The sequence below is a fragment of the Vibrio sp. Hep-1b-8 genome, assembly GCF_006124995.1.
Classification (GTDB): domain Bacteria; phylum Pseudomonadota; class Gammaproteobacteria; order Enterobacterales; family Vibrionaceae; genus Vibrio.
On sequence record NZ_QEWN01000118.1, the window covers coordinates 1 to 12741 of the forward strand.

Annotated in this window: 11 protein-coding genes; 3 read left to right on the top strand and 8 right to left on the bottom strand. The window is 38.9% G+C overall.

The window, feature by feature from the left end:
* Positions 1-156: 156 nt before the first annotated feature.
* From DA100_RS16150 to DA100_RS16170, 5 genes are all read right to left on the bottom strand, one after another.
* Positions 157-1101 carry an OmpA family protein gene (locus tag DA100_RS16150; protein WP_138973075.1) on the bottom strand — a complete coding sequence of 315 codons (945 nt, stop codon included), beginning with the start codon at positions 1099-1101 and terminating at the stop codon, positions 157-159.
* A 6-nt stretch (positions 1102-1107) separates the two neighbouring features.
* Complete coding sequence (locus DA100_RS16155; RefSeq protein ID WP_138973076.1) at positions 1108-2115, bottom strand: hypothetical protein; 1008 nt, start codon at positions 2113-2115, stop codon at positions 1108-1110.
* Between the two features lies 1 nt (position 2116).
* Positions 2117-2821: a fimbria/pilus periplasmic chaperone gene (locus tag DA100_RS16160; RefSeq protein ID WP_138973077.1), complete on the bottom strand. Its 705-nt coding sequence runs from the start codon at positions 2819-2821 to the stop codon at positions 2117-2119.
* Entirely contained in the window at positions 2821-5169 is a 2349-nt protein-coding gene (locus DA100_RS16165; RefSeq protein ID WP_138973078.1) for a fimbria/pilus outer membrane usher protein, read from the bottom strand. The genes DA100_RS16160 and DA100_RS16165 overlap by 1 nt, the downstream gene beginning before the upstream one ends.
* A 105-nt stretch (positions 5170-5274) precedes the next feature.
* Positions 5275-5802 carry a hypothetical protein gene (locus DA100_RS16170; RefSeq protein ID WP_138973079.1) on the bottom strand — a complete coding sequence of 176 codons (528 nt, stop codon included), beginning with the start codon at positions 5800-5802 and terminating at the stop codon, positions 5275-5277.
* Positions 5803-6394: 592 nt separating this feature from the next.
* Between DA100_RS16170 and DA100_RS16175 the strand changes: the two genes are divergently transcribed.
* The 3 genes from DA100_RS16175 to DA100_RS16185 all read left to right on the top strand — a co-directional run bounded on the left by DA100_RS16175 (position 6395) and on the right by DA100_RS16185 (position 9001).
* The gene (locus tag DA100_RS16175) at positions 6395-6598 is read left to right on the top strand and encodes a hypothetical protein (RefSeq protein ID WP_138973080.1); all 204 of its coding nucleotides are present in this window, start codon (positions 6395-6397) and stop codon (positions 6596-6598) included.
* 67 nt (positions 6599-6665) lie between these two features.
* Entirely contained in the window at positions 6666-8573 is a 1908-nt protein-coding gene (locus DA100_RS16180; protein WP_240800947.1) for a methyl-accepting chemotaxis protein, read from the top strand.
* 122 nt (positions 8574-8695) lie between these two features.
* Entirely contained in the window at positions 8696-9001 is a 306-nt protein-coding gene (locus DA100_RS16185) for a hypothetical protein (protein ID WP_138973081.1), read from the top strand.
* 139 nt (positions 9002-9140) lie between these two features.
* Here DA100_RS16185 and DA100_RS16190 read toward each other — a convergent pair whose 3' ends face one another.
* From DA100_RS16190 to DA100_RS16200, 3 genes are all read right to left on the bottom strand, one after another.
* On the bottom strand, positions 9141-11012 hold the full coding sequence (locus DA100_RS16190; protein WP_138973082.1) for a methyl-accepting chemotaxis protein: 1872 nt from the start codon (positions 11010-11012) through the stop codon (positions 9141-9143).
* A 206-nt stretch (positions 11013-11218) separates the two neighbouring features.
* The gene (locus DA100_RS16195) at positions 11219-12283 is read right to left on the bottom strand and encodes an AI-2E family transporter (RefSeq protein ID WP_138973083.1); all 1065 of its coding nucleotides are present in this window, start codon (positions 12281-12283) and stop codon (positions 11219-11221) included.
* Positions 12284-12511, bottom strand: a complete 228-nt coding sequence (locus DA100_RS16200) for a sulfurtransferase TusA family protein (RefSeq protein WP_138973084.1) — start codon at positions 12509-12511, stop codon at positions 12284-12286.
* Between the last annotated feature and the right edge of the window lie 230 nt (positions 12512-12741).

Below are 12741 nucleotides of genomic sequence, written 5' to 3' on the forward strand. Positions count from 1 at the left end.
TCACGAGTAGAATCGTGCATTTGTTCGAGTTGCAGTTTCTGCTGAGGAGTCAGTGTAATTTTCATGGTTCGTAGCATGATCCTGATTCTAAATAAAATCAAGCATTTTCAATGATCAGGGGTATAGCTTTCTTGAGCAATAACGCATATTTTTCTACTAATCATTTGAGTAAATAATTTTGATTTCAACACGGCGATTAGTGGCCATACCTTCCTCAGTATCGTTTTCAACCAGAGGATTTTTCTCTCCTTCAAAGTTGACACTAGTCAATTCATCCTCTAAGCCTAGATTCACAATTAAATCTGCAACACGGTACGCTCTTTTTTTGCTCATAAGTAAATTGTAAGAGTCATCTCCATTAGAATCGGTATGCCCAGTCACAACTATATTAAGTATCTTACTTCTATCAACACTGTTTAAAAATTTTATTACCTTGCTGTTTTCTTCAACACTGTAATATGATGAATTTTTAGGAAATAACACATAACCCGTTTGCTCAGAAAAAACATTTTCCTTCACATAACTTTCGTACTGTTGGTCATTTCCTTCGAAGGCGATGGTTTTTGACTCTTTAATTATCTCATTACTTTCCCTTTGTTTAGAGTTCAAATTATAACTGAATTCAATAAAAGATGAGAGGTAGTCCATCGTATGTCCATCCTCTCTAGGTTGATCGTATTGATAACCAAAAGAAATTCTGGCATTGCTGTCAAAGAAATACGTAAGGCCTAAGGTTAATTTAGGGTAAAAAGAGTCAAATCTATTGTTAGGGGAAGCATGACCTATCCCCAACGATGTGTAAGCAGTGAGGTTTTCCCTAATATCAAACATATCAAACCTAAATGCTGCACCAATATCATATATATTATCTACGGCCACTGAAGGTAGCTTACTTAAAGTCAGATTGATATCCACACGGTCATATATTCTGGAACCATAAAGCAGCCCATAAGAGAATCCAGAATTCGAGACTAATGCCAAGTCATCATCTTTCGGAACAAATTTATTAAACTTTACGCCAATATAACCATCGCTTGCATATGCTGACGATAACATCATATATATCATCAACGATAAAGTAGTGTGGAATAGCTTATTCATGTTAGTTTACTTCACTGTTAAAGTCACAACAATCGTTGACCGCTTAATACCTGGTTGTGTACCAAAGAAATTTGTAGTAATTAGTAACGGAATATTCTCTTCACCATTTGCGGGAATTGAAGGAACCAATTCCGGTGGAAATTCAGTTCCATCTAGCGGCACATCTACATTAGCGGAAGTATGCTTAATGGCGTAAAATGCATCACCTAACCTACCTATGGTAGTAGAGAGAGTATTGTCAGCCGTGAAAGAAATAGAATACCTAGAGCTATCGATATCAACTATATTTGGGTTAAATATACTGAAAAAGTTGATTTCTCTAGTCTTAGGGTTGCTATCAGTAGTGGTACCAGAAAGAATAATATTTTCATTATTAAACGATAGCCTTGGCGTTTCAATAGAGTTATATATCTTAATAGTGCCTCCGGGCCACTGTCTGCTTGAACTGGTTCTAAGACTGGTACTACTAACACTTAATTTGAAAACATCTGTGTTTGGTATCACTTTGGTGAAAGTTTGGGGAGTATGGGCAGTTTTTATTAGTGTAGTAACTAAAGCTACAGGATGAATTGCTGAAATATCTCTTGCACATAAAACGCCTCCTCGCGTGACATTACAAGTCACCAAGTTAATTCTTCCCAATCGGTAAGTTTTAAATTCCACTCGTGTTTTTACTGCAAGATAATCGTTTATCTTATATACATCACTGCCATTAAATCTTATTGAATCAAGTGCATATGGATGTCCAAGGGCTGAAGCATAAAAATTATCTCTAGTATCACAAGTTAATAAAAACTTGCTAGGATCACTCGTCTGAGATGCTTTTAATCGAGTTGTCATTAGTTCAGTTCCAATAGGTATGCTATTGAAAGTTGAAAAATCAGCCTCATAGTTTAGATATTCATCTGCGATCCATATAATCTTATGAATTGTATCATCTGCATTTGCCCCACAAGTAGCGTAGCTAGGTAAAGATATAACTATCAAGAATGCAAGAGTAATCAATCGAATCATTTTATCGTCTTCCTGTTATCGTGTAGCTCTTGGTCGCACCCCAATCATCTATTGCGTTAATAGTCAATGAATCTATCGACGTAACACCTTCTTGTGACCAAGTAACTTCGCTAAACGGTGGAAAGACAGCAAGGTCACTTACAACACTATCCGGAGCCAGTATTTCTTTATTACTGTCATGAATTGTCATCTTTGTAAGAGCAAAATGAAAAGGCGTAGGGTTGTATAGTGTTATAGAGTTTTTATTATTGATAAAATAAATTAATTGCTCTGCCGAGTACCTATTCTTAGAGATGGATGACGGTCTATAAAATAACTTTACCTTCGTATTCATACTTATCACCAGCGAGTTAGCTGAATAGTTCTGAATAATAGGAATTTCTTGCGCTTCAATCCAAAATAAGCTCTCTATATCCTTAGCTAAACTTTCTTTGTTTAAAATTTTCAATCTAACAGCTTGTGCCTTTCCACTATCTATTTTAAATACTGGAGGAGAAGCAACGATTACTGGACTATCTTGTCCATCACTTTTAATGTCACTATTTATACTAACCACGCCAGCGCATCTTTGTTCGGATTTATTGATAATATTTAACCTCAACAATTTGTCACTTTCATCGAAAATATATCTAGTACTATCTAATACAAAAGCAGCTTGACTATACATTGAGATTGTGGAAATTATAAAAAATAATGATATACGCATCAATTTATGCACCTCGCATTTTGAATTTTATCTATGTTTACCTTCAACTGTGTCATGTTGATCTTGCAATTCTCACCTAAAGCTCCCTCTATATATACCACTTGATTGAGCTCCTTGGCTGTAATAATGATGAGGTTCCCATTACCATATCCAATTTGCTTGCCTTTACTATCTATTGCTTTGGCTCCATTTTTTAAAATACCATTCTCTCCAACTATATTAATATAGTAGTTATAGACAGGTGTAACACTTGATTTTTTATATACTACCGCACCTCTTACAGGTTTAGATTCAAATGAACTATCTGATAGATCTACGTCAGTCTCTATATTTCGATAATCGAGGTCAATTCTATTTGTGGCATATGGTTGTAATGAGACAAGTGCAATGCCGTTTTTATTTGTTATCGTTCTTTTGATACGTACGTTTGGCAGATCCTCAACTTCGATGACAGCCAAGGTTTCTTGATTCGTTGATGATAGTCCTACCCCAGTTTTCTCGGTCCAGTATACGTTCCCTCTTACAGAACCACTAAAATGATAATCTGATTCACCATTTCCATGGTCCTCATAATAGGTGGATAGCGAATAATTTGTGATATTATTTCGTGCTTGATGTCGCATTGAAAATCGCTTTGTATATTCATTATCAAAGTAGGATAGATTTGTAGAGTTCCTATCACCGTCGACAAAGGATGCAGAAACGGTTCGACTTATTCTATCTTCACTAAATGACGAGGATAAATTATACATCTGGTTTCCGTTATCATTTGTTAGTCCTAAATTTACTGTCAGGAGGAATGAGTCACCAATATTATCTTCGTAATAACTTGCATTGACCGATGTTTGAACGTCGTAAATTTTCATCGAACTTGAAATTGTGACCCCTTGTTTATTGTACTCTTGGCCCCAATAACTCTCGTTCCATAGCGATGCCGAAATATTTGATTCAAGTATTCTTGACGATACTCTCCCCTCATAACGCGATTTTGGCTTGTCATACTTATTCAATAGATAGCCGTAATCAGAAAAGCTCAGGTAGTCCTCATCTTTGTAGTAGTAACTCAACAATTGAAGATTTGTTACGTCACCCAGCGATCTAGAATATTTTATATTAAAAGAGTTTCCTCTCTTTTTATTTTTATTTTTATTTTTATTTTCATCAACATAAATTGAGTGATTTATAAATGTAGAAACTGCTCCTACGCTACCGAATTGTGAAGAAAAAGAGAGTCCACCCGAAAAGTATCCGTCACTCAATAAAATTTCACTTCCCCAAGTGATGTAGTCGCTACCTTGATAATATCCAGCACTTAAAAATAATGGTTCATCTTTAACATTAATATTTTCCAAACTTAGTGAGCTCTGTTTGTAGCCTAGCGAAATACTATAATCACTTGAATTTGGTCTCATTAGCTCAGGTATAATGGTTACAGGATATAATTCTGTACGTCTTCCTCCTTGCTCATCATATATTACGACCTCAATATCACCGGTAGATACAGGTCTAAGATTCGTGATAACATAAGGACCAGATGGATATTTATCTTGAAGTAGTAAAACTCCATTTTGGAAAACTTTAATTACTGAAGAACTATCTAAATTACCTGAAATAATTGGGGAGTAACCGACCCAACTAGAGTTTTTCATGCTTTCTGAGCTCGACAGGTCCAAACCAAGGAAACTAAATGAGTTATTCATTTCACTTGTAGACTGTAATTGTCCGATTGACAAATATGATTGTATACTTGGAATTGCTTGGTATGCACTAGCCGAAGAAAAATACATTGAGTTCTTATCCATTGACACTTTAAGGCTAGCGACCCATTTATTATAGTTAATTGTAAAATCAGCATCGCCAAAGTAATCTAGACCACCTTTGAAACCGTCATAAATAGATCCATGATATGACATCCTAACAGCGTTAATACCAAAATCATAGTCAGTTATTTCTTCATCTTTCTTAAAGTAGGCTTGTGGTATATTTAATTTGATTTGCGCATGATGTGCATCTATTTGCAATTGCGTGTGTGTTTCTAGCGCTAGATAATAACAGTCGTATTTCTCATTGTAATATTGAACATAATATTCCTGATAGTTAATCCCGCTTAGAGCTCTATTTGACTCTAACCATTTTAAATCAAAGCAAATTGATTTTTTGTTTATTTCAAAATCTCTTACAATAAAACTATGACTACCTATATATTCACCATTGACATAGACATCGAGGATGTTATCGCCCTGAAATAGCTCAAAATCATTCGATAAGTATTGCTTGAATAATTCATTTTCTATTTGGGACAAATCAAAATATGAAGTGTTTTCTCGATATTCATTTGCGTGTGTCATACTTATGTTAACTAATATAATTATCGTTAGAAGCCGAATCAACAAAGCTTGCCTCCAAATCAGCGAGCTCGAGGAGTTTTCTCAAGCTCGCTGCACCTATATTATTTACTTATATGCCACTGTGTACGATATAGTACTAGCGTACGTACCAGCCGTAGCTCCTGCTTTCAGTTTGGCCGAGAAAGCCATTGATGCAGCAGCCCCCGTTGCTTCACTTGCAGCAAATGCGACAGTCGGATTCAGGGAGTTAATCACTGTAGAGCCCGCTGCTGGTTTTGCCGTCAGCTCTACGACTGAGCCTACCGCGCTACCGTTTTCATTTCTTATACCTTCCCCACTAAGAGCAGAGCCACCCCAAGTAACGTCTGCTCCAAGCATGTTAGCGCCTGTTAGTGAAGCACATGGGCTAGTAGGATCTGGCTTTAGTTCAAACGAGACTTCAGAGCCTACTCCGTTCACTGGAACCACACCTAGTTCTACCACGTTGCCTGATGCATCAGCGCCAGCGACAAACAGTTCACAAGTTTGTGTGGTAACACTACCCATTAAAGTGATTTGTCCTTGGTTGGCATACGTAAGATGGGATGCAGATAATAATGTGACAAACAATAAAGAATTAATTTTTTTATTCATATGAGTCTCTTGAGTAATTTGTTACTAACAATAATGTTAGCCCGCCATAGTAATTATTTTTATTTATTCCGTATGTCAGATGTTTTAGGTAAAACATGTAAGAATATTCTTTAGCCACTTATCAAAGAAGGTAACTGTCCTAAAAATCTCTATTCGTTGGTTTTCGACAAATAACTTTCGATGAATCTAGGCTTTGTCATTACATAATTCGATTAGAAGACATGGTAGACGCTGTTTTACGCGATGCATTGCAGTATCCGATAAAGAGAATGTTCTTCCTCATCAACCAAAAAAGGTCCACAAACCGCTGGGGATTAAGGCTTTATATACTGCTTCTAGTTAGTTGTTTTGTAACGAGGTTTAAGCATGAGACTGCGCGATTGATGAGGGGATGCCGTTTGGATTGTAGCTTCTTGTTTTTCGTTCCATCGATTTAACCAACAAAGCCTAGATAATAAACAAAATAAGATTAACCCCACAGATGAACGCGCGTATTCCTACACGCATCATCGAAAGAAGCTTGTTATATTCAGGACATCATATGGCTTAGAACTACAACTGCTATTGATACTTTTAAATCAAGGGAGAGTGCATGAATAGTAAGAATAGAAAAAATCTAATCGAGACTCAGGAATGGGTTAATAGCTTAGTGGAATCAGACTTGAGTAGAGAACAGGTGCTAGAATCGATTATGGAAGAAATATACACCAACATAGAGATTTTAAATCTCAAAATGCAAGATTTAAAATCAATGATGAGCGATAGAAAATCGTACCAAAAAGAACACATAAAATAATTAAACTTGGTAGTAACACCAATTTAGCTAGTGATGATTTTACACATCGTCTCTGGGATAGATTATATTGAAACATAAAAAGAAGCGGGAGAAAATGAATAAATTCAAATTTCAAATATTAACAACATTAAGTTTATTAGTCGTAGCCATTATAACCTCCTTGGTTGCTTTGAATTTTCTAGCGTTTAAAGAAGAAAGTGTTTCTTTAACGAAGGCAATTATTAACGAAAAAAACAATACCATAGATAGGGTACTTTATGAAACTTTCGACAACTATTTAGATAACTTAAATAGTGTGAGTTTCGCGTCAGCAGAAATCTTTGATGGTGTACCAACTAAAAGCATTTTGTCACAGCTTCAAATGTTGCATAGGGTGGAAGGAAGTAAGGTTGATGGTGTTTACCTAATCAGGCGAAACGGTGATAGTTTTGACCATACCGGTAGAAAATTAGATTTCAACCCTAGAAGTTCAAAGCGAGATTACTATTTAGCTATCTTTGAAGGTAACTCAACGTATTTTGTCTCGGAGCCTTACCAATCGGCAGATAGTGGCAACGAGGTTATAGCTATTGCTCGTAAAATTGACAATGATACTCTGGTTCTCTTGACGATTCATACCTCGTCTGTTTTCAACGTTTTTTCTGGTCGCTCGGACATTTTCATTTATTCTAAAAATGGAAAAATTATCTTCACTGCTTACCCTGAATTGAACGGTAAAAATATTTATGATGTCCGACCTGTTTACAAACAATTCCGAACTGGTAATACACAACTTACCTATACTGCAGATGTACGAGGCATTGATACAACATTTACCGCATATTGGGGAAATAATGAAGTAAGCGGGTGGAAGTTTGTCAATTACTCTACTCATGATGCCATTCAGAAAAATGCAAATCGTCAATTAGTTAACTCTCTTTTGATAGGTGGTGGGGCTTTAGTTATATCGGCTTTGGTTATGTTAGCCCTAGTCAATAAGCTTGTCCTCAAGCCTGTTGGTGGGTCCCCTATGGAAATTGCAAAGTTGATTGAGGAAATGGCAATCGGGGACTTAACAAAACAGTTAGATAGCACAGGGAAAGAAACAGGTATATATCAATCTTTAATTAAGTTATCTAAACAGTTGTCTGAGCTTATAAAAAACTCACATGGTATATCAGAAAGAGTTTCTTCAGCATCGCAACAGCTAAACGTAGTTATGAGTGATACTAAATCTAATGCCCTTGAAGAGTTACAACAAATGGAGCAGATTTCCACCGCTATTAATGAACTTTCTTCGACTTCTCAAGAGGTCAGCCAACAGGCGGTTTTAGCTGAAGATAAAGCCAAAGGCGCTAAAGGCAACGTAGATAGAGGACAGATTATGTTAGAAGATAACATTAATTTGACCAGCTCAATTAACGCCTCGGTTAATCAGAGTGCCAATCTAGTAGCAGAGCTCAGACAATTTGCTCTTGAAATTGGCTCCGTTACAGAGGTGATTAATTCTATTTCTGAACAGACAAACCTATTGGCACTGAATGCCGCGATAGAGGCTGCAAGAGCCGGTGAACATGGGCGAGGGTTCGCGGTTGTAGCAGACGAAGTTCGTAACCTTGCCTCAAAAACGCAGAAATCGACAATAAGCATCCAGGAAATCATTGAGAAGCTTCAGAAACAGTCGGAGAGAGCACAAGAAAATATGGAGAAGAATGTCAACCTAATTGAGCAGTCAGTTGAGCTCATTTATAACGTTAAAGATTCATTTTCAGATATATCAAGCGCCGTGGAATCTATATCAGAAATCAACACCTTGGTGGCTACGGCAGCACAAGAGCAATTTTGCGTAACTGAAGATATTTCCAAGAATACAACTTCGGCGTTTGACTTAGTTCAGCAAAACGTATCTGGTATTGACGAAACGCTTCAAGCATCTGTTGAGTTATCACAGATGGCCGAGCAACAAAAAAGTGAATTAAGGTTCTTTAAAATATAAATTGTCAAATTAATTTGGTGCTTCTGATGTGATGGGGTTTTCTCCAAGTGAGCAGACCTCATCGCAACAAGAATAATGTAATAAACCATTTAGGTAGATATAAAAGCAATAAGGTACCTCTTATGTATTGGTTAGAAGTTTGTAATAATGAAGAAGTAAAAAGGCTTAATGAAGTTACTATCGCTTGCTTCCAAGACGACATTAAGTTGTTGGTTGAGAATAAAAGTGACTTACCAAAACTCGAAAGAACTCTTTATAAGTTAAAGGGCGCTGCGTTGTGTTTAGATATGGATGACCTAACTCAAGCTATTATTGTGACTGAATACAAAATCATGCTTGGCCAAGTATCTGGATTAAAGCAAGACATTGATTTACTGGCTGTTATGATGAGAGATAAGATCAATCTGTTAGATAAATATCAATCCTAACTAAAGTGTAAGTGCATGACAATTCGATTGTTTTTATAGCATTACCAAAATTTTTTATGGCAAGTGTGTGCTTGGATAAACGTCAAAATCCAAATAAAAACGCCAGCGAATTCGCTGGCGTTTTTGTTGCAGTTCGACTCTAAACGATAAACTTGTTCAGAATCGCATCTTGTTCACGTACATTCTCAGTCTGAACCTGCATCGCCATATTGGCTTCTTCGGCTGCATCGGCAACCTGAGTAGACAAATCTTTAATCTTAACCGTATTGGTATTGATCTCTTCCGCTACGAGGCTCTGTTCTTCCGCTGCGGATGCAATCTGCATGTTCATATCAGAGATACGCTGAATGGCCTCACGGATACGTTCCAATGCACCGTTGGCAGCTTGCGCTTTGTCTACGGCATCAATCGCAGTGTTTTTACTCTCGTTCATTGCCGCCGATACCGAGCTAGCACCTGCTTGAAGCTGTTCAATCATGCTGCGAATTTCAGTGGTTGATTCCTGAGTGCGCTGCGCTAGAGTACGTACTTCATCTGCCACCACGGCGAAACCACGACCCGACTCACCAGCACGCGCCGCTTCGATTGCTGCGTTCAAAGCAAGTAAGTTAGTTTGGTCAGCAATATCGTTGATAACCTTTAGAATGGTTTCAATATTCGCAGTCGCAGACTCTAATCCCTGAACCTCTTCGACAGCTTGGTCGATACGAGCAGACAGCATATCGATCGATGCGGTCGTGGCACTCACAACAGATGAACCATCTTGGGTTGCATCATCGGCTTCTTTGGCTGCACCTACCGCTCCTTGAGCGTTGTTTGCGACTTCCGTTGCCGTCACCGCCATCTCATGCATTGCAGTAGCCAATTGCTCAAGTTCATGGAGCTGACTTTGCATTGCCGCAGCCGACTGTTGAGAGCCTTGTACTGTCATTTCAGTACCGCGCAATATCTCAGCACCAATCGCTTTAGATTGCTGAATCTGCTTCTGCAGAGTTTCGGTAAAGGTGTTGAACCCTCCCGCCAGTTCAGCAAATTCCTTATCGGTGTTGGTATCTAGACGTTTAGTCAGATCTCCTTGTCCTGACGCTACATCCTTAATCGCTTCGTTAAGTGTTGCTAATGGACGCATCAGTACTTTGATCAAGAAGCTCAATACAACCACACTCAAGATCACACCGATAACCACATAGATAATTGAGCTGTTACGCATGTCTGAAATGGCTGCAAAGGCGATCTCTTCATCCACAACCGCACCGATATACCAGGTCTCTGAAGGTACTTTCTGGAAGCGTACCATCAATTGGACACCGTCCTGTTCGAGTCTCTGGGTGCCTTCTTGTACTTTAGCTTGTGGTAAATACTTGGTTAGATTCTCGCCGTTATTCGCCGTATCAGGGTGAGCAATAGTAGTGCCATCCGCTGTGACGATAAACAGATAACCCGCATCAAGAAGGTTGATGCTGTTTACAAGGTCGGCCAATCCACTGAGCTCCATATCGTAGAACATACCTGCCATAAACTGACCATTCTCTTTCACTGGAGTACCAATAGAGATGATCACTTTCTTGGAAGAGACGTCAACGTATGGGTCAGTAACCACTAAACGACCTTGCGCTTTCGCATCCTTAAACCAAGGGCGAACACGCGGGTCATAGTCAGGGCCTGCTTCCCAACCATCGTCATTCTCAACGACAAAACCATCCGCTTCATAGCCGAAGCCTACCGCAAGGAAACTTCTTTTTAGATTTGGCTTTTCTAGAATCTCTTTCACCAGTTGGCGATTCTGTGGATCAAGCTCGATCACTTCGGTGGTGGATTGAGCAAGAGACTTCTTACTCTCCATTTCTGATACCACCGTATTACTGACACCTTTAACCATTTCGGTCAGGCTAGTATCAACCAGATCTTCAACTTCATTTTTAACAGTACGTAATTGTTGAATAGACAGCAGTGTAACGGTGACCAATAGCAGTGCAGACGAAGCAGCAACGATTTTTTGGCTAAATCTCATAGGTTCCCTCAATTTGATAGCAAACTTATAGTTATTGTTGTAATTATATTTATCGCCCGACTTAACGTTTACTTAAGAAATTTCCTACTTTTTCTCTATTAAGTAAATTCCACAACAGACGAAAATGCCAACAACTGCACAAATAAAAAGCCCCGAGAACATTTTCTTCGGGGCTTTTTATGTAACCGATTTCACTAAATCTTCATTTATACGGGTATTTCTTCATCGTGGCTTGGCAATGCATTCCATACAGCTTTAACCAGAGTCGCCAGCGGGATGGCAAAAAAGACCCCCCAGAACCCCCATAGTCCACCAAAGACTAAAACCGCGACGATAATCGCGACAGGATGCAGGTTGACCGCTTCAGAAAAAAGCACAGGAACCAGCACGTTGCCATCTAGTGCCTGAATAATGCCGTATGCCACAAGTAACCAGTAGAACTGAGGCGTTAATCCCCATTGGAAAAGACCGACTATCGCGACAGGCACAGTCACTGCCGCAGCACCGATATAAGGTATAAGTACCGAGAAGCCGACAGCCACAGCCAGCAATACTGAATAACGCAGATCCAGTAGTGCAAAAGTGATATAGCTGACACTGCCGACGATTAGGATTTCCATTACCTTACCGCGAATGTAGTTTGAGATCTGCTCATTCATCTCGTGCCACACTTTGGTCGCCAAGCGGCGATTGCGCGGCAAAACACCACTCGCCATCTCAATCATTTCCTCTTTATCTTTAAGTAAGAAGAAAACCAACAGCGGCACTAGGATAAGATAGACCCCTAAGGTCGCAAGACTGACGAGAGAAGCCAAAGAGCCTTTAACAACGCTTTCACCCATACCAATCACTTGATTCTTTGCGTTGGTAACCACTGACTCTACAATCTGGAAGCTATCCAGCTCTGGGTATCGTTGTGGGATTTCGGCAATGAAGCCTTGTAATCCAACATACATGGTCGGAATGTCGTTAATTAAGTTGCCTACCTGCTGCCAGATCGTTGGAACCAGACCAAAAATCGCGACGAGCATTAAACTGGTAAAACCCAAAATCACCAAGATCACCGCAAGTGTCCTCGGAATACCTAAACGCGACATTTGCACCACAGGCCACTCAAGTAAGTAAGCCAAGACAATCGCAACAAGCAAAGGCGCAATAAGGTTGCCAAAGAAATAAATGGTAATGAAGCCAAATAGAAGAATAGCTACAAGACTCACTGCATGTGGATCAGAAAAACGTCGTTTATACCAACGACTCACCATTTCAAACATTCAATACAATTCCTTAGTCACTTGCATAGAGTAATAACCATTCATTTGTTCACAATTCAATTGAAACAAATGTTTTTTAAGAAAACGGGTAATATCATTCATTGAACTGCTATCACTGATCAGAATTTGAACGTTGTCACCGGGATTCAGCCCTTTAGTGTGACGCTTCGCAAGTAAAAGCGCCATGGGGCACCGCTCTTGGCGTAAATCCAAAATATTAGGTTCCATTCTCTCGCCCGATGCTTAATATTACGGTTAGATATTGTATAGTGTTTTTTTCCAACCGTCAGTGCAAATAGTAATGATCAGCTCACAGCGGCCAAACGACGAAGTAGGAACCTTAGCACTGTTCTCTGACGTGACCGAGAAACCATCTTACTTTTCGAGTGTCCAAGCGTATAGTCAACTGACTAAAATAAGCCACTTAGTGATTTATAAATCAACGGGGTATCATCTTT